Source organism: Microbacterium sp. MYb62 (assembly GCF_002979475.1).
GTDB lineage: Bacteria > Actinomycetota > Actinomycetes > Actinomycetales > Microbacteriaceae > Microbacterium.
In genome coordinates this window covers 66,701-92,583 of sequence record NZ_PCOY01000003.1, presented here as the reverse complement: position 1 = coordinate 92,583, position 25,883 = coordinate 66,701, and the positions used below count along the sequence as shown (strand labels likewise).

The window sequence follows — 25,883 nt, the reverse complement described above, 5'->3', positions numbered from 1 at the left end:
GGCATGGAGCTCCTCGACGAGATCGTCCTCACCGGTCTGACCGTCTTCGGTCGTCACGGCGTGTACGAGCACGAGCGCGAAGACGGCCAGGAGTTCACGATCGACCTCCGCCTGCGGCTGTCGCTCGCGCAGGCGGCGGCCTCGGACGACGTGGGGGAGACGGTGCACTACGGCGAGCTGGCCGAGAAGGTCGCAGCCGTCGTGGCGGGCGAACCGGTGAATCTGATCGAGACGCTCGCCGAGCGGATCGCCGCCGTGGCTCTGGACGATGCGCGGGTGCAGAACGTGATCGTGACCGTGCACAAACCGCACGCCCCGATCCCCTTGGACTTCGCCGACGTGGCGGTCACCGTGCACCGCCGTCGCACACCCGATTCGCTGGAAGGCATCACCGCATGAATCGCAACCTCGCGAACCCGCCTGATCTGCCGGGTCCCCGCCCCCGGCGCCCGGAGACCGTCGCCGTCGTCGCCCTCGGTGCGAACCTCGGAGACCGGCACGAGACCATCCGTGCGGCCGCCGAGCGGATCGCTCGACTGCCGCTGGTCAGCGACGTGCGTCTGTCACGTCTTTTCGAGACCGTCGCCGTCCGCCTCGACGGGCCGGATCCCGACGCCCCGGGCTACGTCAACGCCGTCGCGCTGGTCACCACGCGCCTCGCCCCCGAGATCCTCCTCGGGATGCTGCACGCCATCGAGGACGAGAACGGTCGGGAACGCCGCGAGCGCTGGGGCGATCGCACCCTCGACCTCGACCTGATCGCCTACGCGGACGTCGTCTCGGACGAGCCGCGTCTGCAGCTGCCGCATCCCCGCGCCGCGGAACGGCTCTTCGTCCTCGGCCCCTGGCTGGACGTCGATCCGGATGCCGAGTTGCCCGGCAGCGGACGGGTGGCCGACCTCGTCGCCGAGCTGCACGCCCGGGGCGAGGGATGAGACGCACCTCCGTCGGCCTCCTCGTCGTGCTCGCGCTCCTCGCGGGCGGCGGCGGGTTCCTTCTCGACCACCTGCTGACCGCGTCAGGGCGCGTCACGTTCACGCCCTCGCTGCTGCTGCCCGTGCTGCTCCTGCTGATCGCCGCCGCATCTCTGGGGGTCGCCTGGCCGGTGCGGCGCAGCGTGCGCTCCGGTGTGCGCATCGATCCCTTCCGCGCTCTCCGAGCGGCGACGCTCGCACGTGCCTCGAGTCTGCTCGGCGCCCTCATGGCGGGCTTCGGTGCGGGACTGCTGGTGTTCCTCCTGTCGCGTCCCGTCGTTCCACAGGTAGGGTCGACTGTGGCCATGCTGGCCCTGATCGGCAGCGCGATCGTCCTCGTGATCGCTGCACTCGTCGCCGAACAGTTCTGCACCCTGCCGAAGGATCCTGATGACTCAGAACCCAGAGACCGCGCCCCTGAACCCGGCGGAGGGCACTGACCTCGACGCGCTCGATCAGGGCACGTACACGCAGCTGCGCACCGCACGGAACGAGGCCCGGCTGGAGCTCGACGGCACGTGGCATCAGATCTCGCCACGCTACGTCGTCTCGCAGATCGTGCAGGAAGTGATCCTGATCGTGCTCGTCGCGGCCGCCGCCCTGGTGCTGAACTTCGTGCTCGACCAGCAGTGGGTGTGGATCCCCGCCGGGATCGTCCTTCTCATCACGCTGTTCGCGCTCATCATCCTTCCCCGTCAGGCGAAGGCGATCGGATACATGCTGCGCGCCGACGACATCGTGTTCCGCAAGGGCATTCTGTGGCAGCGCATGATCGCGGTCCCCTACGGCCGCATGCAGCTCGTGGACATCACCCAGGGGCCGCTCGACCGCGCCTTCGGAATCGCCCAGCTCAAGATGGTGACGGCCGCCGCCACGACCGGCGTGCAGATCCCCGGGCTGACCCAGGAGGCCGCGGAGGCGCTGCGCGACACCCTCATCCATGTCGCCGAGACCCGTCGGACCGGCCTGTGAGCGAGCCGCAGCTCCCTCCCTCGCCGAGCGCACAGGTCGTCGACAGCGCCTCGACGGCGACCCTCGCGAACGGCGAGTGGCACCGGATGCATCCGCTCACGCCCCTCTTCAAGGGCGGGCTGGCTCTCATCATCATCGCCGGCATCGTGATCGCGAACATGCGGGATCGCCTCATCGCCTGGGCGGTCGCGCTCTTCACCCCCGAGGAGGCGCATTACGGGAGCTATCCCGGCGACCCGGTCGACTGGGTCCTCTCGAACAACCTGATCCTCGTCGCGCTGCTCAGCGTGCTGGGGCTGGTCATCGTTCTGGTGCTGATCTTCTGGTTCGTCTGGCGCTTCCAGCAGTTCCGGATCACCGGCGATCACGTGGAGGTCCGCAAGGGCATCATCTTCCGCTCGCATCGCCGCGCACCCCTCGACCGGGTGCAGGGCGTCAACCTGACGCGCCCGTTCCCCGCTCGCATCATCGGTCTCGCGAAGCTCGAGGTCGTGGGAGCCGGCAACGACGCCAACGTCGAGCTCGAGTACCTGGCCACGCCCCGCGCCGAGTCCGTCCGGTCTGACATCCTGCGCCTGGCTTCGGGGGCGCGCGCGGCGCGCAACGCCGCACTGAACCCTCAAGCCGCGGGGGCGGATGCCACGTCACCGAGCGCGCCGGCGACCGCTCGGGCGCAACTCGTCGGGTCGATGAACGCCGGGGTCAACGGGCTCATCAGCGGCGTCGACCTCGCCGACGTGGTCCCCGAGAGCGTCGTGAAGATCCCGACCGGCCGGCTGGTCGGCTCGCAGCTGATCTCAGGTCTGCTGTGGTTCGTGTTCTTCGGGGCGATCTTCGCGATCGCGATGGGCAGTGCGATGATCGGCATGTTCGTCGACGGCGACTCGGACGGGGGCATCGTTCTCCTCGGACTGGGCCTCGGCATGGGAGTCCCGATCGTGATCGCGGTCGTCGGTATCACGTGGGCGCAGATCTCGAAGTCTCTGCGCTACTCGATCGCGCCCACGCCCGATGGTGTGCGCATCACCTACGGTCTGCTCACGACCGTGACCGAGACGCTCCCGCCCGGGCGCATCTTCGCGGTGGAGGTGTCGCAGTCGCTGCTGTGGCGCCCCTTCGGCTGGTGGACGATCAGGATCAACCGGATGAGCGGCAAGAGTGCCGCCCAGCAGTCCTCGGGAAGCGGGCAGCAGTTCAACGTGGTGCTGCCGGTCGGCAAGCGCGCCGATGTCGAGCGCGTGCTCGGTCTGGTGCTCCCCGACGTGCCTGCCTCTGATATCCCGGCACTCTGGGACAACGGAATCGTGGGCCCGGCCGAGGACGACCCGTATCGCACCATTCCTCGCCGCGCTCGATGGCGGCGCCCGTTCTCGTGGAAGCGTCACGGCTACCTGGTCGCCGACTTCGGCCTGCTGCTGCGCCGGGGGAACGTGTGGCGCAAGCTCGCCGTGTTCCCGCTGGCCCGGCTGCAGGGCGTCTCACTCAGTCAGGGACCCATCGACCGTGCGCAGCGGGTCTCCGCTGCGCAGGTGCACACCGTTCCCGGACCGATCACGGGCAACCTGTCCGGGATCGAGCGCGCAGACGCGCTGTCGCTGCTCGACGACGTGAGCCGGGCAGCCGCGGAAGCGGCATCCCGCGACACGACCCATCGGTGGAGCGAGCATGCCGTCCCGGCACCGGAAGCGACTCCCGCGCCGCCCGCGTACACCGGACCCCCGCCGGTCTTCCCTGCCCCGGGGCACGCGGCGCCGCCTGCCGCACCGGTGCTTCCGCCCGCCCCGCCTGCCGCACCGGTGCTTCCGCCTGCCCCGCCGGTGCTTCCGCCCGCCCCGCCCGCGCCTCCGGTCGTGCCGTCGAGTGCTCCGGTCGCGCCGCCTGTATCGCCGTCGACGCCACCCGCGCCCCCGGCCGAGCCGCCGGTTGCTCCGCCTCCGGCGCCTTCCGCGAGCGCTCCGGTGACTCCTCCGGCGCCCCCGGTCGTCCCTCCTGCTCCTCCGACGACTCCTCCCGCGGCCCCGCAGCTCCGGCGTAGGCGGAGCGACGATGGCGCGTGACGGTCGCCTCGGCGTCGGCATCATCGGCGCAGGGCGCGTCGGGCCCGTCGTCGGTGCAGCGCTCGGCGGTGCAGGCCATGCCGTGATCGGGATCACCAGTGGGTCCGATGACGAACGCGCTTCCGCCGTGCTGCCGGATGTGCCGGTGCTCGATGCCCTGGAGGTCGTGCGCCGAGCCGAGCTCGTGATCATCGCGGTTCCCTCCGAGCAGCTGCCCTCCCTGGTCGCCGGCATCGCCGAGGTGGGCGGCTGGCAGATCGGTCAGCTCGTGCTGCACACCGATCCGGCATACGGCATCGAGGTGCTGCGGCCGGCTGCCGAGCGCGGGGCGATTCCCCTCGCCGTGCATCCGGCGATCACGTTCACCGGCACGTCGATCGACCTCCGACAGCTGCAGGCCGGTTTCGCTGCCGTCACCGCGCCGGCAGCCGTGCTGCCGATCGCGCAGGCGCTCGCCGTGGAGATGGGATGCGAGCCGGTCGTGATCGCCGAATCGGACCGGCCCGCCTATGCCGATGCCATCGCGACGGCCACCGAGTTCTCACGATCGATCATCGGCCAGTCGACCGCGCGGCTGCGTGAGATCGGGGTCGAGAACCCCGGCGGATATCTGTCGGCGCTGGTGCAGTCGACGGTGGAACGGGCACTGCGTGAAGCATCCGATGCACCGCCACTGATCTGAGCGCCGCCGACGTGTGCCGTCGTCCGGCCTGACCCGTCGGGGCGTCAGCGTCCTCCCGAGAAGCCGCCACCTCCGCCGCCTCCGGAGAAGCCGCCGCCGAAGGATCCGCCGGTGCTCGACGAGGTACCCGTCGAGGGGGCCGTGTAGCTGGCGGCCGAGTGGGAGGACGCCATGAACGAGGCGAGCTGCACGCGGAGCGCGACCGATGTGGGGTCGCCGATCCAGGTCGCACCGCGCTGTTCGTGCGTGTAGGCGCGCTCGAGCACGTCGCCCCATTCGTCTTCCATGCCGAACAGGATCGCGTAGGGGAGGAGCCTCTCGTAGACGTGGATGACGTCGGCGGTGCCGTCCTGTCGACGCTCGGCGCCGGTGTACGACTGCAGCATGCGCAGGCGGTCGGCCTCCGCGACACGGATGAACTCCTTCACACCCTGCAGATACTCGTAGGTCCGCGCCCCCTCAGCCGTGAGGACCGTGTGCTTCGAGAACGCGTACAGGCTCGACAGGAGCACGAGGAACGCGCCGAACGAGATCGCGACGAGCGCGGGGATCGCAGAGAGTCGGCCGCTGGTGGCTCCCCAGATCCCGAGCGCCAGACCGACGGCGGTGATGCCGATCGCGCACCACTGCAGGACGACGGCACCGCGGCTGCGGGCTTTCTGGGTGAGGCCGCGGGATCTCGCCGCGGTCGTTCCCGTCTGTGTCAGGGCGACCATGCGTGCGGAGAAGGTCTCGCTGGCCGCAGGAAGGTCGACGACACCGTCGGCATTCGCGTCGGTGAAGAGCGCGTCGAGTGCGTCGACGTCGAGCTGATCGGGGACACGCGTGTCGGGGATGCGGCGCAGCCGCGGCTCCTCGGCTTCGGCTCCCTCCTCGATGCGCAGGGTTCCCCGCACCGCGAGATGCACGATCTCGGCGGGGATCACATCTTCGGCTCCCGGGATGACGGCCCCGGCGAGCAGCGGGGGGAGCGCGTCCGGTACGTCGTACTGCGCGACGATGACGCCGGTGGCGGTGCGTCTTCTGCGGGTGAAGGCCGAGACGGCCACCCAGCTGGCGGCGGAGATGCCGAGCGCGCCGACGGCGGCGACCGCCGGCGCGATGTCGGCGACCGGATCCGGTGTGCGGGCGAGGGGCTGCGTGACTGTGCCCTCTTCGAAGCCGATGGCGACGGTCACTCCGTCGCCGGCCGGTCGTGCTCCGGACTCGACGTGGAACCGCGCCGTGCCGTCGTCGGTGAGCGGTCCTTCCACGTCGCAGCCCGCCGTCGAGTTCTCGAGACCGGTGTAGCAGCGTGTGGCTCCGGTGAGTGCGGCGCTCATCTCGCTGTCGAAGATGATGTCGGCGCGGAAACGCTCGATGGGCTGCGTGCTGTCGAGGGGGAGTAGATCCCAGTAGAACTCGTCCACCGGGGGGTTCTTCGACCCGGCATCCGGCTCGGTCGCCAGGATCACGTCGCGCATCTCGTACTCGATCACATATGTCGTGAGACCCTGCACGAAGTCGTCGTCGCCGGTGCTGAGGTAGAGCACTCCGTCGTCTTCCTCGGTCTCATAGGGCACCTCCGCGCCGTCCTCGTCGGTGACCGAGAGGACGGTCGTCTCGGTGCTCGCTCCGCTGTATGAGGTCACCAGGCCGCGGACGATGCCACGGCTCTGGTCGGATTCGGGGAACCGGGCCGTGAGGGTCTCGGTCACGCGCATCCGCGCACGGCCGTCATCGTCGAGTCCGATCTCGTAGACGGCGTCCCACGAGCTGTAGGAGAAGTCGTCGACGTCGGTCGCCACCGCGGCCGGTCGCAGATGTGCGGAGACGGCAGGGGCGGATCCCTCCGACGTCGCGAACGCCGCGGCAGGAACCCCGGCGGCCGCGGTAGTGAGGCAGACGACAGCGAACGCGCGGAGGATCCGTGTGTGGGCCATTCTCCGAGGCTACCCAGGGTGCGCCCGAGGGGGGCGCGCCGCCTCGGTAAACTGGGAGGGACTTCCAAGGAGCCCCGCACATGACTGACGCGTCCGCCGCGCCCGAATCGGCCTCGACCGACCCTTCCCTCGAAGAGGACGTCCACGAGCAGAAGGCTGTGCGACTCGCCAAGCGCGAGCGTCTGATCGAGAAGCGGAAGGACGCGGGAGGAGGGGCGTTCCCGGTCGCCGTGCCGGTCACGCACACCATCCCCGCGCTGCGCGCCGAGTACGGCGAACTCGAGGCGGGCGCCGAGACCGGTGTCGTCGTCGGCGTCGCCGGCCGCGTGGTCTTCAGCCGGAACACCGGGAAGCTCTGCTTCGCCACCCTGCAGGCCGGAGACGGCTCGCGCATCCAGGCGATGATCTCGCTCGCGAACGTCGGCGAGGAGTCGTTGGCGGACTGGAAGGAGTACGTCGACCTGGGCGACCACGTCTTCGTGCACGGCGAGGTGATCTCCAGCCGTCGGGGTGAGCTTTCGATCATGGCGGACGACTGGATGATCGCCGCGAAGGCGATCCTGCCGCTCCCCAACGCCTACTCCGAGCTCAGCGAGGAAGGGCGCGTGCGCAGCCGCTACCTCGACCTGATCGTCCGCGAGCAGGCACGGGCCACGGTTCGTGCGCGCGCCGCGGTCAACGCGAGCCTGCGTTCGACGTTCGCGAGCCACGACTACCTCGAGGTGGAGACCCCGATGCTGCAGGTGCAGCACGGCGGAGCATCCGCTCGCCCGTTCGTCACGCACTCGAACGCGTTCGACACCGAGCTGTACCTGCGCATCGCGCCGGAGCTGTATCTCAAGCGGGCCGTCGTCGGCGGGATCGAGCGCGTCTACGAGATCAACCGCAACTTCCGCAACGAGGGCGCCGACTCCACGCACAGCCCCGAGTTCGCGATGCTCGAGGCCTACCAGGCGTACGGCGACTACAACCAGATGGCCGCCCTCACGCAGGAGCTCGTGCAGAAGGCCGCGATCGCCGTCTCGGGTTCCACGACCGTCACCTGGGCCGACGGCACCGACTACGACCTGGGGGGCGAGTGGGACCGCATCTCGATGTACGAGTCGCTCTCGGCAGCCTCCGGGCGCACCGTCACCCCGCAGGACTCGGTGGACGACCTGATCGTCTTCGCCGAGGCGAATAATGTCGATCTGCCTCCGCAGGCCACGCACGGCAAGCTCGTCGAAGAGCTCTGGGAGCACTTCGTGAAGGGTGACCTGGTCCGTCCGACGTTCGTGATGGACTTCCCCGTCGACACCTCGCCTCTGGTGCGCGAGCACCGTTCGATCGCCGGTGTGGTCGAGAAGTGGGATCTGTACATCCGCGGATTCGAGTTGGCGACCGGATACTCGGAGCTCGTCGATCCTGTGATCCAGCGCGAGCGTTTCGTCGAGCAGGCGAGTCTCGCGGCACGGGGCGACGTCGAGGCGATGCCTGTGGATGACGAGTTCCTGCGGGCGCTCGAGCACGGGATGCCGCCGTCCGGCGGAATGGGCATGGGGATCGACCGACTGCTGATGGCGATCACCGGTCTGGGCATCCGCGAGACCATCCTCTTCCCGCTGGTCAAGTAGCGGGTGCCGCCCGGCGGTCATTCCGTCAGGCCCCGCCGGAATGCCCACTCCGGCAGCATCGCTCCGCCGATCATGGTCTCCAGGAGCGCGGCGAGGGAGTACTCGGGGTCGATCTCCCGCACCCTCTCGAGGTAGTGAGCGGCATGTGTGGCGCGTCCCAGCGCCCAGGAGAGCCATGCCGCGGCGGTGAGCGGGGCCCGCCGCGTGCTTCGCGGCGCTCGCGAGGCCGCTTCGCGGACGACCGAGAGCGCACTTCGCAGTCGACCCGTGTCCGGTGCAGGACCCCGACCGAGGAACACCCGGCCCAGATCGTCGGGGACTCTCGCGCCGGACTCGACGAAGGCGGTCTGCGCATCGAGCGTGCGGATCCCACCCGTCAGGTCGGTCGCCCACTGCGCGATCGCGACATCGCGCAGCACCGGCTGATCCAGGCACCACAGAAGCGTCGCCGTCGCGAAGGGCGGAAGCCCTTCGGGCGCCGCCAGCACCGATTCGAAGAACGTCGGGATGTCTTCGAGCAGCACCAGGGCGGCGATCAGCTGCGGATTCTCCCGACCCGTCAGCCGACCGTTCCCCTGCGCGTCGAGGAGATCTGCGAGCTCGGTCACCGCCCTGCCCACACGTTCCTTCTCCACGAGATCGACCACCGGGAGCTCGGTCCCGGCGGATTGGTCGCCGGAGACATCGCCCATCGCCGGAAGGTCTGCCGGGCTGCAGATCTGCGCCAGCGCGCCGAGCTCCGGCTCTTCCTCGATGTAGCTCGACCACCCGGAGGGCGTCACACACAGCGCGTCGACCACGCGGAGCCCCGCATCCTCCGCACAGCCCAGCAGCTCGTCGACGGCGACCGCATGCGGCAGGATGAGGCCGTCCCGCGTGGGATGGGACTCCTCGTCGGTGTACACGACCACCGCGACGGCATCGGTCCCGGCGACCCGGGACACCAGCCCGACCGCCGCATCGGCATAGAGCCCGAGGTCGGTCGCGTCCTGGGGAAGGTCGAGCCGCATCGCTCCTTCGGTGCGCGCGCCCCGGAACGGGAGGAGCACGATGCTCCTCCGAGGCGTGAAGCCGGCGAGGCGGGGGACGATGCCGAGGAATGCGGCCGAATCGGTGGCGCGGAGAACTGTTGTCATGCCGCGAGTGTCGTCGAGAGGGCGATGCGGCGGGCGCGAAAAGGCGCCTTGTGGACGCAGATCCTGCGAGGGCGGGAATGTGGACGAAGAGTCGCTCGCGTACCATGGAGGGATGGACAACTTCTGGCTCGCCGCTGCATGGTCGCTTCTGCCGACCGTCGGAGTGAGCATCGTGTTCTTCTTCGTGGTCCGCGGCATCCTCCGCTTCGATCGGACGGAGCGCAAGGTCCACGCGCAGATCGAGGCCGAAGAGCGCGCCGCGCGGGGCCTCCCGCCGCGCGCCTGAGTCCGACCCATCCGCTACTGTGAAGCCAGCGCACCGGCTTCGGTGCGCGTGAGCTGTGACGGTCACTGCGGTGGCGAGGGGGCACGATGAGTGCGGAGACCTGGGGATGGTGGGTCGCCACCTTCATTCTGGTGCTCGACCTCATCATCCGTGTCACGGCGATCATCGTCATCCCCCGCAACAGGCGTCCCACGGCGGCGATGGCATGGCTGCTCGCCGTGTTCTTCATCCCGTTCGTCGGCGTCTTCCTGTTCCTCCTCATCGGCAATCCGCGGCTTCCCCGCGCGCGTCGCCGCAAGCAGGACCAGATCAACGAGTACATCGCCGAGACCAGCGAGCACCTGCACTTCGGCACGCTGCGCCCGAACGCCCCGGCGTGGTTCGGTCCGATCGTGCAGATGAACCAGAAACTCGGCGCCCTTCCGCTCTCCGGTGACAACGGCGCCCACCTGATCTCGGACTACCAGGAGTCGCTCGACGAGATGGCCGAGGCCATCCGCACCGCGCAGGACTACGTGCACGTCGAGTTCTACATCCTCCAGTCGGACACCGCGACCGACAACTTCTTCCGTGCGCTCGAAGAGGTCTGCGCGCGCGGTGTCGAGGTGCGCGTGCTGCTCGACCACTGGGCGAACCGCGGCAAGCCGCGCTACAAGCAGACCATCGCGCGGCTCAACGCGATGGGCGCCGACTGGCACCTGATGCTCCCGGTGCAGCCGCTCAAGGGCAAGATGCAGCGCCCCGATCTGCGCAATCACCGCAAGCTCCTCGTCGTCGACGGCAACATCGCCTTCCTCGGGTCGCAGAACATCACCGACTCGACATACAACCTGCCGAAGAACATCAAGCGCGGCCTGCACTGGGTGGATCTCATGGTCCGCCTCGACGGTCCCGTCGTGCTGAGCGTGAACGCGATCTTCGTGGCCGATTGGTACAGCGAGACCGACACCGTGCTCGAAGGCATCGACATCGCTCACGCGAACATCGGCTCCGGCGACCTCGACTGCCAGGTCGTGCCGTCGGGACCCGGTTTCGAGGTCGAGAACAACCTTCGCCTCTTCCTCGCGCTGCTCTACGCGGCGAAGAGGAAGATCATGATCGTCAGCCCCTATTTCGTCCCCGATGAGGCTCTTCTGCTCGCGGTCACGGCTGCCGTCGATCGCGGCGTCCACGTCGAGCTGTTCGTCTCGGAAGAGGGCGACCAGGCGATGGTCTACCACGCCCAGCGCAGCTACTACGAGGTGCTGCTCAAGGCCGGGGTCCGCATCTGGATGTACCGCAAGCCGTACATCCTGCACACCAAGACGCTGACCATCGACGACGAGGTCGCCGTGGTCGGATCGAGCAACATGGACATGCGCTCCTTCGGTCTGAACCTCGAGGTCTCGATGCTGGTGCGCGGCGAGGAGTTCGTCTCCGAGATGCGCGAGGTCGAAGACAAGTACCGTTCGCTCAGCAGGGAGCTGACGCTGGAGGAGTGGATGCAGCAGCCCCTGCGTTCGACCGTGCTCGACAACCTCGCACGCCTCACCTCCGCCCTGCAGTAGACGATGCGGGCTATCCCGGCGAACTTCGCGAGGGCTAACCTGTGAGCATGACCTCTGCTCTTCGCCCTCTCGCTTCCGTCGTCGGACTCGTCGCTGCCGCGCTCCTCGTCGCCGGGTGCACCGCGGGGCCGGGCTCGGAGACGCCGACCAGCTCGCCGGTGCCGAGCGCGGGTGCCATCGATGACCAGAACGACGTGGAGGGCGCACTGCTCGACGACGGACGCATGTTCGCCGTCGTGACCTGGGGGTCGTCGACGTGCGTGCCGCAGGTCGACCAGGTCGAGGCCCAGGGCCAGACCGTGACGGTGACGCTCGTCGACCCGGACGGCACCGACAAGGCCTGCACGGCCGATCTCGCACCGCGGGCGAGCCTCGGCGCACTGCCGGAAGGCGTGGATCCGAAGACGGACATCACCCTGAACGTGACCTACGGCGACATCGTGGATGACGTCGATCTCGATGGCGACCCCGCGGCAGGGGGGACGCCGGGTTCCTCGACCGAGTACCTGCCCTCGGCCGGGTGGTACGACGATGGCGGTCTCGTGCTGCTCACCTGGGGATCATCGTCCTGCCCGCCCCTCGTCGAGTCGCTCGAAGGCTCCGGCAACGCGGGAACGGCGACGTTCGTGACCGACGACACCCAGGTCTGCACGATGGACATGGCACCGCGCGCGACCATGCTCGCCTTCGGCGATGACGCGGTCGAAGACGACGGCACCTTCACGCTGACTCTCGTCGGCGGCGGACTCGACGGCACGGTCGAGGTGCGCTGACGCCGTAGGAGCATCCGCCGCTCAGAGCATGTGCACCGGGTGGCCGTGCGGCAACGCCAGCAGCAGGGCTCCGGGGTCGGCCCGGCAGGTGATGCGCACGGCTTCGCCGAACTCGTCGCCGTCGAGTTCGATCGGAATCGGGTCGGGTGCTGCGGCTTCTGCGGCCGCTCCGTGGAAGTAGTGCACCGAGGCGTTCTTGCCGCGGCGCTCGAGGACACGTCGACCGGCGCGGAAGCGTCTCAGCACGGAGTTGTCCCACCAGATCTTGCGCCACACGGCGAACCACCCGAGCATGCCGGTGGGTTGGATGACGGCGATGTCGAGCGCCGCATCGGTGATCGAGGCGTCGGGGATCAGCGCGATGCCCGCCGGAAGCGTGCCGCAGTTCGCGAAGAGGAGGCTGTAGGCGCGGTGCGAGTGCAGACGCCCTTCGTCGACCTGATACACCGCGCGGAACGGCTTCGCGCGGGGTAGGGAGCGCGCGGCACCGTCGACATACGCGATCCAGCCGACCGACTTCTTCAGATCCGAGCGGGTGTTCGCGATCATGTCGGCATCCAGGCCCATGCCGGCGAGCACCACGAACGCGTGCTCGACCTCCGTGCCGTCTTCGCGGGTCAGGCGTGCCCAGCCGATGTCGATCGGATGCCGGAAGTCCCCGAGGGCGGCCCTGATCATCTCCGCGGGGTCGCCGAGCGGAAGCCCGAGATTGCGCGCGAGCAGGTTCCCGGTGCCGCTGGGCAGGATCGCCAGCGGGACTCCGGTGTTCGCGATCGCTTCCGACACCGCGCGCACGGTGCCGTCGCCACCCGCGACCAGCACGACGTCGACGTCGCGCGCGAGCGCCTGCGCTGTCGCACCCTGTCCGGCATCCTCGATCGTCGTCGGGTAGAAGGCCGGATGCTCCCACCCGGCCTCGCGGGAGAGATCCCGCACGGTGGCTCGCAGAAGCTTGCCATCGACCTTGGTCGGGTTGTAGACGAGCGCTGCCTGTCGCGGGACGGGGGCGCTGGTGGTCATGGCGCTACTCTAAACCGGGACGCGCTCGGGTCGCCTCACATCGGGGCCGACTCCGGCACCGCAAGGCGTTCACCGTAGACTTGGTGGATGATCGACCTCGCATTCCTCCGCGACAATCCGGAGATCGTCCGCCGCTCGCAGGCTGCTCGTGGAAACGACCAGAGCACCGTCGACGCCGCACTCGAGGCCGATCGATCGCGCAGAGCCGCGCTCTCCGCCTTCGAGGAGCTGCGCGCCGAGCAGAACGCCTTCGGCAAGCAGGTCGCGAAGGCGCCCAAGGAGGAGAAGGCTGCGCTCGTGGCGCAGGCGAAAGACCTCGCGGACCGCGTCAAGCAGGCCCAGCATGCGGCGAATGAGGCCGCGGAGGCGGCATCCATCGCGCTCGCGCGTATCGAGAACGTCGTGATCGACGGTGTTCCCGCCGGCGGCGAGGCGGACTTCCTCGAGCTGCGCCGCGTCGGCGAGGTGCCGGCCTTCGACTTCGAGCCGCGCGACCACCTGGAACTCGGCGAGCTCCTCGGCGCGATCGACATGGAGCGCGGGGCCAAGGTCTCGGGTGCGCGCTTCTACTTCCTGCGCGGTATCGGGGCACGCCTCGAGATCGCGTTGATGAACCTCGCACTCGACAAAGCGCTGCAGAACGACTTCGTGCCGTTGATCACGCCGACGCTGGTGCGCCCGGAGATCATGCAGGGCACCGGATTCCTCGGTGAGCACGCCGACGAGGTCTACCACCTCGACAAGGACGACGACCTCTATCTGGTCGGCACCAGCGAGGTCGCCCTCGCCGGGTACCACAAGGACGAGATCGTCGACCTGGCGGATGGCGCGCTGCGCTACGCCGGCTGGTCGACCTGCTACCGCCGGGAAGCCGGCTCGCACGGCAAGGACACCCGCGGCATCATCCGGGTGCACCAGTTCAACAAGCTGGAGATGTTCGTCTACACCACGGCGGAGGATGCGGAGGCCGAGCACCTGCGCCTCGTCGCGCTGCAGGAGGAGATGCTGACATCGCTCGGTCTCGCCTACCGTGTGATCGACGTCGCCGCCGGAGACCTCGGCTCGAGCGCCGCGCGGAAGTACGACATCGAAGCCTGGGTGCCGACGCAGGGCGCGTTCCGCGAGCTCACCTCGACCTCGAATTGCACGACCTACCAGGCTCGCCGGCTCGACGTGCGGCACCGCCCGGTCGTCGACACCGAGGATGCGGCCGCGCAGGGCGCGCCGAAGACCCAGCACGTCGCGACGCTGAACGGCACGCTGGCGACCACGCGCTGGATCGTCGCGCTGCTCGAGACGCACCAGCAGGCCGACGGCTCGGTGCGCGTGCCCGAGGTCCTGCGCCCGTACCTCGGCGGCCTCGAAGTGATCCGGCCCCTCGCGGAAGGGCGGGCCGCACGGTGACGATGCCCTGGCTGGTCGGTCTCGACGTCGACGGCACGATCATCCTCCAGGATGAGAGCATGAGTCCCGGTGTGCCCGAGGCCATCGCGCGGGTGCGCGACGCCGGGCACGTGGTCACGATCGCGACCGGACGCAGCTGGATGGCCACGCGACGCTATGTGGAGGAGCTCGGCCTGACCGCCGACTACGTGGTGTGCTCCAACGGTGCCGTGACGATGCGCCGTGCGGGCGACGACTGGGAGCGCTGGAACGTCGAGACGTTCGACCCGACGCCGGTGCTGGGGCTGCTGCGCGACCGCCTGCCCGACGCCAGGTATATGGTCGAGCTCGCCTCGGGTCAGCGCCTCTACACGGAGCAGCTCGACGACTGGACGCTCGACGGCGGTCGGCAGGTCGACTTCGATGAACTCGGTGCGCTGCCCGTCTCGCGCATCGTCGTCGTCTCCCCGGGCCATGACGAGGACGACTTCCACCGTCTGGTGGCGGACGCCGGCCTCAACGAGGTGTCCTACGCGATCGGCTGGACGGCGTGGCTCGACATCGCCCCGCAGGGCGTCGACAAGGGCACGGCACTGGAGCAGGTGCGCACCGAGCTCGGTCTCGACGAGGGGCGCATCCTCGTGGCCGGAGACGGGCGCAACGACATCGGCATGTTCGGATGGGCCCGATCGCTCGGAGGCAGGGCCGTGGCGATGGGGCAGGCCCCGGACGTGGTGAAGGAGGCTGCAGGAGAGGTCACCGCAGACGTCGCCGACGGCGGCTTGGCACGGGCGCTCGACACGCTTCCAGCCCCCGCCCAGGTCAGCGCAGGAGAATAGAACTCGGCTAGACTCACGCCTGGTCGACAGAAGCATCTGTCGGGAGGGTTGTCCGAGCGGCCGATGGAGCTGGTCTTGAAAACCAGTGGGCAGAGATGTCTCGTGGGTTCGAATCCCACACCCTCCGCATTTTGAGCACAGTGTCCTCGCATTCGTGCTGAATCCGAAAGGACACGAGTGAGCCGGAACACCCGACGCCGTCACACGATCGCGCGCCACGGTCAGCTGGGCACTCCTGGTGCGGTCGGCCAACTGCTGAAGTTCATCGCGATCGGACTGGCAGTGGTGCTCGTCAGCGGCTTCGGCGTCGGCGCCTACGTCTTCTACGACCTCTCGACCACGGTGTCTGCGAACGCCGTCGAGCTCGAGGGCCAGGATCCGGTGCCGCCGGACATCGGTGAGTACCAGGGCGGATTCAACCTCGTCCTCACGGGCGTGGACACGTGTGAAGAGAAGTACAAGGACCTCTTCGGCGCTCGATGCACCGGCGCGGATTCCGAGGGCACGCTCAACGACGTGAACCTGCTCGTGCACGTCTCGCAGGAGCCGCGCCGCATCACGGTCGTCAGCTTCCCGCGCGACCTCATGGTCCCGATCCCCGCCTGCACCGACAAGAACGGTAACGCCACCTCCGCGATGAGCAAGCAGCCGCTCAACACGGCCTACACGGACGGCGGCCTGAACTGCGTCGTGAAGACCATCTCCGAACTCACCGACCAGGAGATCCAGTTCGCGGCCGGCGTCACCTTCGGCGGCGTGATCGAGATCACCAATGCGATCGGCGGCGTCGACGTCTGCCTCGCCAATCCGATCAAGGACCGTTACACGGGTCTCGACATGCCCGCGGGCACGCACACGGTCGAGGGGCTCCAGGCGCTCCAGTTCCTGCGCACGCGACACGGAGTCGGCGACGGCAGCGACCTCGGCCGCATCGGGAACCAGCAGCAGTACATGTCGAGCCTCGCGCGCAAGATGATCAGCGGCGAGGTGCTCGGCAACGTCCCCGTGATGCTGAAGCTCGCGAACACCGCCATCCAGAACCTCGAGCCGAGCGAGTCCCTCACGAACCCGATGACGCTCGTCCAGATCGCCCTCGCGGTCAAGTCGGTGCCGTTCGAGGACATTGTCTTCGTGCAGTACCCGAACGGGGCGGATTCGTCCGACCCCAACAAGGTCGTTCCCAACCACACCGCCGCGACGGCGCTGTGGGACGCGATCGAGGCCAACGCCCAATTGCAGATCACGCACGAGAACAACAAGAACGACGGTGTGGTCGTGCAGGAGCCGACGGCGCCCGTCGAGGCGCCCGCGGCGACCGACCCTTCGGCCACGCCTGACCCCGGAGCGGTTCCCGAGAACGTCGTGGCTCTCCCCGACTCGATCAAGGGCAATTCCGCCGCGCAGCAGACCTGTTCCAACGGCAACGTCCGCTGAGCTCGCGCCGCACGAACGCAAACTGCTTGCGTGTTCTTGCAAGAGTTTGCGTACACTGACTGCATGTCGAAGCGACTGGCAGAGGTGGCCCGCAAGGTCGGTGTGAGCGAGGCCACGGTGAGCCGCGTCCTCAATGAGAAGCCCGGCGTCTCCGACGCCACGCGGCAGGCGGTGCTCACCGCGCTCGACGTCCTCGGCTACGAGCGGCCGACGAAACTGCGCGGCGAACGTGCCCGCCTGGTGGGGCTCGTGCTGCCCGAGCTGCAGAACCCGATCTTCCCCGCCTTCGCCGAGATCGTCGGAGGCGCACTCACGCAGAACGGCTATACGCCGCTGCTCTGCACGCAGAACGCGGGCGGCGTGACGGAGTCGGACTATGTCGATCTGCTCCTCGCGCAGCAGGTCTCCGGGGTCATCTTCCTGGGCGGCAACTACACGCAGGCGGATGCCGCGCACCAGCACTACGAGCGGTTGCGGCAGGTGAACCTGCCGACTGTCCTCGTCAACGCCCGTGTGCCCGAGCTGCATTTCGCCACGGTGTCGACCGATGACACCGCCGCGGCGGAGCAGGCGGTGCTGCACGTGCATCAGCTCGGGCATCGCCGCATCGGGCTTCTTCTCGGGCCGGAGGATCACGTTCCCTCCCGACGCAAGCTGGAGTCGGCCCGCCGTCTGCTCGAGACTCTCGGAGACCCGCTCTCGGACGAGCTCGTCGTGCGCGGCATGTACTCGCTCGAGTCCGGCCAGGCGGGGGCGGCGCGGCTCTTCGCGGCCGGAGCGACGGCGATCGTGTGCGCCAGCGATCCGATGGCGCTCGGAGCGGTGCGGGCGGCGCGACGCGCCGGGCTGTCGGTGCCGGGAGACGTCAGCATCGTCGGATTCGACGACTCGGCGCTGATGAGCTGTACCGAGCCTCCGCTGACGACGGTCCGCCAGCCGATCGAGTCGATGGGACGGGCGGTGATCGCCCTCCTGCTCGCGCAGATCGCCGGGACGGCCCAACCGAGCGACGAGCTGCTGTTCGAACCCGAGCTGGTGCTCCGGGCATCCACGGGCCCGCTGGCCTGACGCGGAGTTCCTCCGCGATCGGGTCGCTCTCGCGCGGCCGCACGCTATCGTAAAATTACAACCTTCTGTTTAGTTCTTGCGCGATACGCCGGGAAAAGCTACATTCAACTCATCGCCACCGACGACGAGGAGTTCTGTGGACACCGAAGTTCTGCCGGGCACTGCGCCCGCCGATCCCCTGACGATGCCGGCGGGCGAGGGATGGTGGCGCACGGCCGTCATCTACCAGGTGTACGTGCGCAGCTTCGCGGACGGCAATGGTGACGGGGTCGGGGACCTGACCGGCGTGCGCTCCCGCCTCCCCTACCTGAAGAGCCTCGGCGTCGACGCGCTCTGGTTCACGCCGTGGTACCGGAGTCCGCTGGCCGACGGCGGCTACGACGTGCAGGACTACCGGCAGATCGATCCGCGCTTCGGCACGCTCGAGGAGGCGGAACTGCTGATCGCCGAGGCCCTCGCGCTCGGCATCCGCACGATCGTCGACATCGTCCCCAATCACATCTCGGATCAGCACGAGTGGTTCCAGCAGGCGCTGGCGGCAGGACCGGGTAGCCCCGAGCGCGAGCGCTTCTGGTTCCATCGTGGCCGGGGCGAGCACGGTGCCGGCATCCCGACCAACTGGGTCTCGAGCTTTCAGGGTGAGACGTGGTCGCGCACGCGGAACCCCGACGGCACCGACGGCGAGTGGTATCTGCACCTGTTCACCCCGGAGCAGCCCGACTTGAACTGGAACCACCCCGACGTGCGCCGCGAGCACGAAGACGTCCTGCGGTTCTGGTTCGATCGTGGGGTCGCGGGTGTGCGCATCGACTCCGCCGCGCTCCCGGTCAAGGACCCGGCGCTTCCCGACCTCCCGCCGGGAACTGCTCCCGCAGTCGACCACCCGCACATCGACCGCGACGAGTTGCACGACATCTACCGCGGCTGGCGCGCCGTCGCGGACGAGTACGACGGTGAGCGGGTTCTCGTCGGCGAGGTGTGGCTCGACGACGCCGAGCGTTTCGCCCGGTACCTGCGTCCCGGGGAGATGCACACCGCGTTCAACTTCGGGTTCATGACGCAGCCGTGGAGCGCACAGGCCATGCGCGATTCGATCACCCGCACGCTCGCCGAGCACGCACCGGTGGGAGCGCCCGCGACGTGGGTGCTCTCGAACCACGACATCACCCGCCCGGTCACCCGATACGGCCAGGCGGATTCCTCGTTCGCCTTCGAGCGCAAGCGGTTCGGCACGGCGACGGATGCGGCACGTGGAGCCCGCCGTGCTCGCGCCGCGGCGCTGCTCGTGGCGGCACTGCCGGGCAGCCTCTACATCTACCAGGGCGACGAGCTCGGTCTTCCGGAGGTGGAGTTGCCCCTGGATGCGATCGAGGACCCCATGCACTTCCGCTCCGGGGGGATCGATCCCGGGCGGGACGGATGTCGTGTGCCGCTGCCCTGGAAGGGCGAGGCGGCCCCGTACGGCTTCGGCGGCGCCCCCTGGCTTCCGCAGCCCGAGGACTGGGGGGCGCTCACGGTCGAGGCACAGGACGCAGACCCCGATTCGACCCTCAACCTGTACCGCGCGGCGATCGCGCTGCGCCGTCGCATCGGCGACCTCGTCGGCAGCGACCTGGAGTGGCTCGAGCTCGGTGCGGACGTCCTCGCTTTCCGCCGAGGCGACGGCACCCTCAGCGTCTCCAACCTCGGGGCCGTGCCCGTGCCGCTGCCGGCGCACCACGAGGTGCTTCTCGCCAGTGCGCCGCTCGACGGTGTACTGCCTCCGGACTCCACAGCCTGGCTCGCCCTCCGAGCCGTCCTTCCGCGCTCGCACCCGGCGCCGAAGTAGCCCTGCACCACCCGATCAGCACCACATGGAAGGACAGACAATGAAGTCACCAACGAAAGTCCTGCTCGCCGGCGTCGCCGTGCTCGCGACGGTCGGCGCGCTCGCCGGCTGCACGTCGAGCGGCGGTGACAGCGCCGACGGCAAGACCGAGCTCCGCGTCGCGACGTTCCCGCCGGGCGCCGATGCCGCGGCATACGACGCGTTCGCCGCACAGGAGAAGCAGTTCGAGAAAGAGCATCCCGACATCGACATCATCGGCGTCGAGTACGAATGGGAAGGCCCCACCTTCGCCGTGCAGCTCGCCGGCGGCAGCCTGCCCGACGTGTTCACGGTGCCCTTCACCGACTCGAAGACCCTGCTTGAAAACGGGCAGCTGACCGACGTGACGGAGGCGATCGAGAAGCTCGGCTACACCGACAAGTTCAATCCCATCATCCTCGACGGCGTCACCGGCGCCGACGGCAAGATCTACGGATTCCCGCGTCAGGCGTACGCCGCTGCCCTGCACTACAACCGCGATCTCTTCGAACAGGCCGGGCTCGACCCGGACAACCCGCCGGAGACGTGGGACGAGATCCGCGAGGCCGCGAAGGCGATCACGGATGCCACGGGCAAGGCCGGCTACGCGCAGATGGCGATCAACAACACCGGCGGGTGGCAGCTCACCTCGCAGACCGTCGCTCGCGGCGGCCGCACACAGACCGATGCCGGCGACGGCTCGGCGGAGTCGACGATCGACAACGACGCCACCAAGGCGGCGCTGCAGTTCCTGCACGACGTGAAGTGGGAGGACAACGCCTTCGGGTCGAAGGTCGATCTCGACTGGGGAACGATCAACCAGGAGTTCGCCGCCGGCAACATCGGCATGTACACCTCGGGCTCCGACATCTACACGGCACTCGTGCGCGACTTCGGCATGGACTCGGAGATCTACGGCATGACGGTCGTGCCGATGGAGGGCAACGACCCCGGCACGCTCGGCGGCGGTGACATCGCGGTGATCAGTCCCACGGTAGACGAGACCACCAAGGCTGCTGCCGTCACCTGGATCGACTGGTACTACATGCAGAAGCTGATGGACAAGGACGCGGCGGTGCTCGACGCCAAGACCCTCGACGAGTCGGGTCAGGCCGTGGGCACCCCGCTGCTGCCGGTGCTCAGCCGCGAGATCTACGACGAGTCGCAGGAGTGGATCGCCGACTACATCAACGTGCCCGTCGATCAGATGGCACCGTTCAGCGACCGCATCTGGGACCAGACGCCGGTGGGGGAGCCGAAGGTGAAGACGCAGGAGGTCTACGCCCTTCTCGACACCGTGGTGCAGACCGTGCTGACCGACCAGAACGCCGACATCGACGCTCTGCTCGCTCAGGTGCAGACCGATGCGCAGGCGAAGCTCGACGAGTAACGCTTCATGACGATGACGCTCTCCGAGCAGCGGGCGGCGGTGGAGGACTCTCCGCCGCCCGCTGTGCGCCGTTCCCGCCGCCGCTCACCACTCACCTGGTTCCGCGGCGGCGGGCTCGCGAACCTCCTGTTCGTGCTTCCGATGCTGTTCGTCTTCGTGTTCTTCTCCTGGTCGCCGATCGTGCAGTCCGTGATCATGAGCCTGCAGAAGACCAACCTGATCGTCTCCGAGTGGGTCGGATTCGACAACTACCTCGCCGTGATCGGCGACCCCGAGCTCGGCCGTGCCGTGATCAACACGCTGTGGTTCGCCGTGCTCGCCCTGCTCTTCGGGTTCCCGCTGCCGCTGCTGATGGCCGTGCTGATGAGCGAGGTCCGGCGGGGCAAGGGCATCTATTCGGCGCTCGCGTATCTCCCCGTCGTGATCCCGCCCGTCGTGGCGGTGCTGCTGTGGAAGTTCTTCTACAGCGCCGATCCTTCCGGTGTGTTCAACACCGTGCTCGGGTTCGTGGGCATCCCCCCGCAGCCCTGGATCCAGGACGCCGTGCAGGCGATGCCCTCGCTCGTGCTCGAAGCCACCTGGGCAGGAGCCGGCGGGTCGATCATCATCTACCTCGCCGCGCTCCTCGGGGTGCCGCCCGAACTGTACGACGCCGCGGAGGTCGACGGCGCCGGAATCTGGAAGAAGATCTGGCACGTCACGCTGCCGCAGCTGCGCGGCATCCTCTTCATCATGCTGATCCTGCAGGTGATCGCGACCGCGCAGGTGTTCCTCGAACCGTTCCTGTTCACCGGCGGCGGGCCTGCCGGGGCGACCAAGACCGTGCTGCTGTACATCTACGACAAGGCCTTCCGGAACAGCCTGGGCGGCGACTACGGCGAGGCGACGGCGGTCTCGGTGCTGCTCGCGATCGTCCTCGCCGTCCTCTCCTGGCTGTACTTCAAGCTGACCGACCGTTGGAGCACGACGTGAGCCTCACGACCCGCCTCTCGACTCGCGCCGCGGAGAAGGCGGCGGAGAAGGCCGCCGACCGCGTGGGGGATCGCACCGTCATCTCCGACTCCGAACGCCGGCGCCCCGGAATCCGCGTCGGGATGTCGGTCACCCATGTGTTCCTCGCCGTCGGGCTGGTCGTCGCCGGTCTCGGTCCGATCCTGTGGCTGGCGAAGTCGGCGATCACACCCACGCAGGACACCCTGCAGCAGCCGTTCGCGCTGTGGCCGAACGGGATCGACTGGGAGAACCTGTCGACCGCGTGGAACGACATCCACATCGACCAGTACTTCTTCAACACGGTGATCATCGCGCTCGGTGCCTGGTTCGTGCAGCTGTTCATCGCCACGACCGCGGGCTACGCGCTCTCGGTGCTGCGTCCGACGTACGCGCCGATCCTGAACGCCCTGGTGCTGGCGACGCTGTTCATCCCCGGGATCGTGCTGCTGGTGCCGCTGTATCTCACGATCGTGCATCCGCCCCTGCTCGGAGACGTGAGCCTGCTCAACAACTACCTCGCCGTCTGGTTGCCGATGGGAGCGAACGCCTTCAACATCCTGCTGGTCAAGCGGTTCTTCGACAGCCTGCCCCGTGAGGTCTTCGAGGCGGCGCGCACCGATGGAGCTGGTCCCTTCCGACTGTTCTGGTCGATCGTGCTGCCGATGTCGAAGCCGATCCTCGGCGTGGTCTCGGTGTTCGCGATCATCGCGGCGTGGAAGGACTACCTGTGGCCGATGCTGGTGCTGCCCGATCCCGCGGTGCAGCCGCTGTCGGTACGGCTCCCCGCCGTGCAGTCGCAGACCGAGCTCGACGTGTTCCTCGCAGCTCTCGCGATCGCGACCCTGATCCCGATCGCGATGTTCCTGATCTTCCAGTCGGTGTTCCTGCGCTCGGCCGGGCTCGGGGGTGCGGTGAAGGGGTAGTTCGCCTCGGCGAACTCAGGCCGGTGATGTCGGCGGATGCAGGGCGTCGATGAGAGCCGCCATGATGCCGGGCATGTCGACGGTCGGGTCGATCATCCACTGCAGCTGGAGCCCGTCCGACGTGGCCTGGATCACGCGGGCGAGGGTGTCGGGGTCGAGCGTGGAGCGACGGTCCTCGGCGCCGAAGTTGTCGACGATGGACTCGCGCAGACGCGCGCTGCGGTCCAGGAAGTACGAATGGGCCGGATGCTCCGGGTCGGCGGCATCCACCGAGAGTCGCGAGAACAGGGTGACGAGTCCCGGGACCTCGGTGTTGTGGCGGATGACATCGAGGAATGCCGTCCTCGCCTCGTCGGCGCTGAGCCGGGCCGGGTCGAGACCGTCGTGCTCATCGCGTTTGCGGAGCACCTCCGTGAAGAGCTCCTCCTTCGAGCCGAAGTAGTGCAGGAGGGCGGCAGGGGTGACGCCGACGACTTCGGCGATCTCCTTGAGCGAGGCGTTCTGATATCCCTTGCGTCCGATCACGTCGAGGGCGCTCTCGAGGATCTCCTCGCGTCGCGCCACGCCCTTCGCATACGAACCTCGTGTTGCCATGCTTCGACCCTAATCCTGAATGCCGTTTGAAATCTAATACTGAAGGGCATATGGTTTTCGCAAGGACATCGACGTCGCCCGCGAAAGGAAAACAATGCCCGAGAACTCGGCTTCCGACCTCACTCTCGAGGAGAAGGCGTCGCTCACCAGCGGTGCGGACTTCTGGACCACCAAGGCCATCGATCGCGTGGGCATCCCATCGATGATGATGACCGACGGCCCGCACGGCCTGCGCAAGCAGTCCGGAGCCACCGACCACCTCGGTCTCGCCAGCAGCGTCCCCGCCACCTGCTTCCCGCCCGCGGTCGGCATCGGCTCCTCCTTCGACCCGGAGCTCATCGAGCGCGTGGGTGCCGCGATCGGGGTCGAGGCCGCGATCGAGGACGTCGCCGTCGTGCTCGGCCCCGGCATCAACATCAAGCGCTCGCCGCTGTGCGGACGCAACTTCGAGTACTTCTCGGAAGACCCGATCGTGTCCGGCATCCTCGGAGCCGCCTCGGTCCGTGGCATCCAGTCGAAGGGCGTCGGCACCTCGCTCAAGCACTTCGCCGCCAACAACCAGGAGTTCGACCGCATGCGTGCGAGCTCGGACCTGGACCCGCGCCCGCTGCGCGAGATCTACCTGCGCGGATTCGAGCGCGTCGTGAAGGACGCGGCGCCGTGGACCGTCATGTGCTCGTACAACAAGCTCAACGGCGTCTGGACCTCGGAAGACCCGTGGCTGCTGACCAGCGTGCTGCGCGACGACTGGGGCTTCGACGGCCTCGTCGTGTCGGACTGGGGCGCGGTGAACGACCGTGTCGTCGGAGTCGCTGCCGGACTCGACCTGGAGATGCCCGCATCGGGTGGGCGGACGGATGCCCAGCTCGTCGCAGCCGTGCGGGCGGGGGAGCTCGCGGAGAGTGTGCTCGACACCGCGGCAGCCCGCGCCCTCGACCTCGTGCGCAAGGCCGGTGAGCGTCCTGCTGTGGCAGGCCCGCTCGACGTCGAGGCGCACCACGCACTTGCCCGTGAGGCGGCCGGTCGCTCGATCGTGCTGCTGAAGAACGAGGGCGCACTGCTGCCGCTCGCCGCCGACCAGAAGGTCGCCGTGATCGGTGCCTTTGCGACCGAACCGCGGTTCCAGGGTGCAGGCTCGTCGCTGATCAACCCCACGCGTGTCGACAAGGCCCTCGATGAACTACGGGCAGTCGGCGGCGACAACGTCTCCTACGCGGCAGGCTTCGGGGTCGAAGGCGGCACCATCGCGACCTCCGGTCGCACCGCCTCTGACCTGCGGGCGGAAGCCGTCGGCGTCGCAGGTGCGGCGGACGTGGCCGTGCTGTTCCTTGGCCTTCCGGCCGCGGAGGAGTCTGAGGGTTTCGACCGCGACCACATCGACCTCCCGGCCGAGCAGCTGGTCGTGCTCGATGCCGTGCTCGAGGTGAACCCTCGCGTGGTGGTCGTCCTGTCCAACGGCGGTGTCGTCGCCCTGCCCTTCGCCGACCGCGTGCCCGCGATCGTCGAGAGCTGGCTGCTGGGCCAGGCCGGAGGCAGTGCTGTCGCCGACGTGCTCTACGGCGCAGTGAACCCCTCGGGCAAGCTCACCGAGACCGTGCCGGTGCGACTCGAGGACAACCCCTCCTTCGGCAACTTCCCCGGCGAGTTCGGCCATGTGCGCTACGGCGAGGGCCTGCTGGTCGGCTACCGCTGGTACGACGCGAAGGATCTCGACGTGACCTTCCCGTTCGGTCACGGACTCTCGTACACGACGTTCGAGTACGGCACCGCGACGGCAGCGGTCGGAGCAGACGGCGACATCGTCGTGCGAGTCGACGTCACCAACACCGGTGACCGTGACGGCCGCGAGGTCGTGCAGGTCTACGTCGCCCCGACGACGTCGATCGTGCAGCGCGCACCCCGCGAACTCAAGGCGTTCGCCTCGGTCGCGCTCGCCGCGGGAGAGACCCGCGCGGTCGAGCTCGTCGTGCGGCGTGAGGACCTCGCCTACTGGGACATCCGCGTCGACCGCTGGGTGGTCGAGGGTGGGTCTTACACGGTCGACGTCGCCGCTTCCAGCCGTGACATCCGGTCGACCGTCTCGGTGGAGGTCTCGGGGGATGAGGTGCACCAGGAGCTGACGATGAACTCCTCGATCGGCGACCTGATCGCGCACCCGATCGCCGGCCCCATCGTGCAGCAGGCGCTCGGCGGCCTGATGGGCGGGCTCGACGGCGACGCTGCTGCCGCCTCGATGATGCCCAACGACGAGGCGATGCAGAAGATGATGGCCTCCTTCCCGATCGGTCGGCTCGCCGGATTCCCCGGACTCCCGGTCTCCTTCGAGCAGATCGAGCAGTTGATCGCCGCAGCGAACGCGGGCGGTCCCTCAGCAGACTGAGCGCGAACGCCCGGTCGCCTCGGACCGACGAATCCCCCTCCCCGCTGCAGA

Annotated in this window: 23 protein-coding genes and 1 tRNA gene; 20 read left to right on the top strand and 4 right to left on the bottom strand. The window is 68.5% G+C overall.

The features are described 5' to 3' along the window. Positions 1 to 3: 3 nt before the first annotated feature. From folB to CQ042_RS05265, 6 genes are read left to right on the top strand one after another with little or no spacing between them, the layout of a single operon-like run. Entirely contained in the window at positions 4 to 399 is a 396-nt protein-coding gene (folB, locus tag CQ042_RS05290; protein WP_105669428.1) for a dihydroneopterin aldolase, read from the top strand. Next, positions 396 to 935, top strand: a complete 540-nt coding sequence (folK, locus tag CQ042_RS05285) for a 2-amino-4-hydroxy-6-hydroxymethyldihydropteridine diphosphokinase (protein ID WP_105669427.1) — start codon at positions 396 to 398, stop codon at positions 933 to 935. The genes folB and folK overlap by 4 nt, the downstream gene beginning before the upstream one ends. Beyond that, on the top strand, positions 932 to 1,414 hold the full coding sequence (locus CQ042_RS05280; protein WP_105669426.1) for a DUF3180 domain-containing protein: 483 nt from the start codon (positions 932 to 934) through the stop codon (positions 1,412 to 1,414). Before folK ends, CQ042_RS05280 begins: the two co-directional genes overlap by 4 nt. Next, complete coding sequence (locus CQ042_RS05275; RefSeq protein WP_105669425.1) at positions 1,365 to 1,946, top strand: PH domain-containing protein; 582 nt, start codon at positions 1,365 to 1,367, stop codon at positions 1,944 to 1,946. The genes CQ042_RS05280 and CQ042_RS05275 overlap by 50 nt, the downstream gene beginning before the upstream one ends. Then, entirely contained in the window at positions 1,943 to 4,003 is a 2,061-nt protein-coding gene (locus CQ042_RS05270; protein ID WP_105669424.1) for a PH domain-containing protein, read from the top strand. The genes CQ042_RS05275 and CQ042_RS05270 overlap by 4 nt, the downstream gene beginning before the upstream one ends. Beyond that, positions 3,993 to 4,685 (top strand): DUF2520 domain-containing protein, encoded by a 693-nt coding sequence (locus tag CQ042_RS05265; RefSeq protein ID WP_105669423.1) that lies wholly within the window; start codon positions 3,993 to 3,995, stop codon positions 4,683 to 4,685. Before CQ042_RS05270 ends, CQ042_RS05265 begins: the two co-directional genes overlap by 11 nt. A gap of 44 nt (positions 4,686 to 4,729) precedes the next feature. Here the strand turns inward: CQ042_RS05265 and CQ042_RS05260 are convergent, their stop codons facing one another. Next, complete coding sequence (locus tag CQ042_RS05260; protein WP_105669422.1) at positions 4,730 to 6,607, bottom strand: DUF2207 domain-containing protein; 1,878 nt, start codon at positions 6,605 to 6,607, stop codon at positions 4,730 to 4,732. Positions 6,608 to 6,687: 80 nt separating this feature from the next. On the opposite strand from CQ042_RS05260, the gene lysS reads away from it, so the two are divergent. Next, complete coding sequence (gene lysS, locus CQ042_RS05255; protein WP_105669420.1) at positions 6,688 to 8,220, top strand: lysine--tRNA ligase; 1,533 nt, start codon at positions 6,688 to 6,690, stop codon at positions 8,218 to 8,220. A gap of 17 nt (positions 8,221 to 8,237) precedes the next feature. Here lysS and CQ042_RS05250 read toward each other — a convergent pair whose 3' ends face one another. Next, complete coding sequence (locus CQ042_RS05250) at positions 8,238 to 9,356, bottom strand: DUF4192 family protein (RefSeq protein WP_105669418.1); 1,119 nt, start codon at positions 9,354 to 9,356, stop codon at positions 8,238 to 8,240. A 112-nt stretch (positions 9,357 to 9,468) separates the two neighbouring features. Between CQ042_RS05250 and CQ042_RS20380 the strand changes: the two genes are divergently transcribed. The 3 genes from CQ042_RS20380 (at position 9,469) to CQ042_RS05240 (ending at position 11,962) form a co-directional block, all read left to right on the top strand. Next, positions 9,469 to 9,642: a hypothetical protein gene (locus CQ042_RS20380; protein WP_017831493.1), complete on the top strand. Its 174-nt coding sequence runs from the start codon at positions 9,469 to 9,471 to the stop codon at positions 9,640 to 9,642. 86 nt (positions 9,643 to 9,728) lie between these two features. After that, positions 9,729 to 11,189: a cardiolipin synthase gene (gene cls, locus CQ042_RS05245; RefSeq protein WP_105669416.1), complete on the top strand. Its 1,461-nt coding sequence runs from the start codon at positions 9,729 to 9,731 to the stop codon at positions 11,187 to 11,189. Positions 11,190 to 11,236: 47 nt separating this feature from the next. Next, positions 11,237 to 11,962, top strand: coding sequence for a hypothetical protein (locus CQ042_RS05240; RefSeq protein WP_105669414.1), 726 nt, complete (start codon positions 11,237 to 11,239; stop codon positions 11,960 to 11,962). A 21-nt stretch (positions 11,963 to 11,983) separates the two neighbouring features. On the opposite strand, the gene CQ042_RS05235 is transcribed toward CQ042_RS05240, so the two are convergent. Continuing rightward, positions 11,984 to 12,982 (bottom strand): diacylglycerol kinase family protein, encoded by a 999-nt coding sequence (locus CQ042_RS05235; RefSeq protein WP_105669413.1) that lies wholly within the window; start codon positions 12,980 to 12,982, stop codon positions 11,984 to 11,986. Positions 12,983 to 13,069: 87 nt separating this feature from the next. Between CQ042_RS05235 and serS the strand changes: the two genes are divergently transcribed. The 9 genes from serS to CQ042_RS05190 all read left to right on the top strand — a co-directional run bounded on the left by serS (position 13,070) and on the right by CQ042_RS05190 (position 22,858). Continuing rightward, positions 13,070 to 14,386 (top strand): serine--tRNA ligase, encoded by a 1,317-nt coding sequence (serS, locus tag CQ042_RS05230; RefSeq protein WP_105669411.1) that lies wholly within the window; start codon positions 13,070 to 13,072, stop codon positions 14,384 to 14,386. Next, positions 14,383 to 15,204 carry an HAD family hydrolase gene (locus tag CQ042_RS05225; RefSeq protein WP_105669409.1) on the top strand — a complete coding sequence of 274 codons (822 nt, stop codon included), beginning with the start codon at positions 14,383 to 14,385 and terminating at the stop codon, positions 15,202 to 15,204. The genes serS and CQ042_RS05225 overlap by 4 nt, the downstream gene beginning before the upstream one ends. Before the next feature lie 42 nt (positions 15,205 to 15,246). Continuing rightward, positions 15,247 to 15,331, top strand: a tRNA-Ser gene (locus CQ042_RS05220). A 50-nt stretch (positions 15,332 to 15,381) separates the two neighbouring features. Next, positions 15,382 to 16,638, top strand: a complete 1,257-nt coding sequence (locus CQ042_RS05215) for an LCP family protein (protein ID WP_105669407.1) — start codon at positions 15,382 to 15,384, stop codon at positions 16,636 to 16,638. A 63-nt stretch (positions 16,639 to 16,701) separates the two neighbouring features. After that, positions 16,702 to 17,706 (top strand): LacI family DNA-binding transcriptional regulator, encoded by a 1,005-nt coding sequence (locus tag CQ042_RS05210; protein WP_105669405.1) that lies wholly within the window; start codon positions 16,702 to 16,704, stop codon positions 17,704 to 17,706. 184 nt (positions 17,707 to 17,890) lie between these two features. Next, on the top strand, positions 17,891 to 19,534 hold the full coding sequence (locus CQ042_RS05205) for a glycoside hydrolase family 13 protein (RefSeq protein ID WP_105669609.1): 1,644 nt from the start codon (positions 17,891 to 17,893) through the stop codon (positions 19,532 to 19,534). A 40-nt stretch (positions 19,535 to 19,574) separates the two neighbouring features. Continuing rightward, positions 19,575 to 20,942, top strand: a complete 1,368-nt coding sequence (locus CQ042_RS05200) for an ABC transporter substrate-binding protein (RefSeq protein ID WP_105669402.1) — start codon at positions 19,575 to 19,577, stop codon at positions 20,940 to 20,942. Positions 20,943 to 20,948: 6 nt separating this feature from the next. Beyond that, positions 20,949 to 21,914 carry a carbohydrate ABC transporter permease gene (locus tag CQ042_RS05195; protein WP_181157457.1) on the top strand — a complete coding sequence of 322 codons (966 nt, stop codon included), beginning with the start codon at positions 20,949 to 20,951 and terminating at the stop codon, positions 21,912 to 21,914. After that, positions 21,911 to 22,858 carry a carbohydrate ABC transporter permease gene (locus CQ042_RS05190; RefSeq protein ID WP_105669400.1) on the top strand — a complete coding sequence of 316 codons (948 nt, stop codon included), beginning with the start codon at positions 21,911 to 21,913 and terminating at the stop codon, positions 22,856 to 22,858. Before CQ042_RS05195 ends, CQ042_RS05190 begins: the two co-directional genes overlap by 4 nt. 15 nt (positions 22,859 to 22,873) lie before the next feature. Here the strand turns inward: CQ042_RS05190 and CQ042_RS05185 are convergent, their stop codons facing one another. Beyond that, the gene (locus CQ042_RS05185; RefSeq protein ID WP_105669398.1) at positions 22,874 to 23,452 is read right to left on the bottom strand and encodes a TetR/AcrR family transcriptional regulator; all 579 of its coding nucleotides are present in this window, start codon (positions 23,450 to 23,452) and stop codon (positions 22,874 to 22,876) included. Positions 23,453 to 23,546: 94 nt separating this feature from the next. On the opposite strand from CQ042_RS05185, the gene CQ042_RS05180 reads away from it, so the two are divergent. Then, positions 23,547 to 25,832: a glycoside hydrolase family 3 C-terminal domain-containing protein gene (locus CQ042_RS05180; protein WP_105669395.1), complete on the top strand. Its 2,286-nt coding sequence runs from the start codon at positions 23,547 to 23,549 to the stop codon at positions 25,830 to 25,832. Positions 25,833 to 25,883 lie beyond the last annotated feature (51 nt).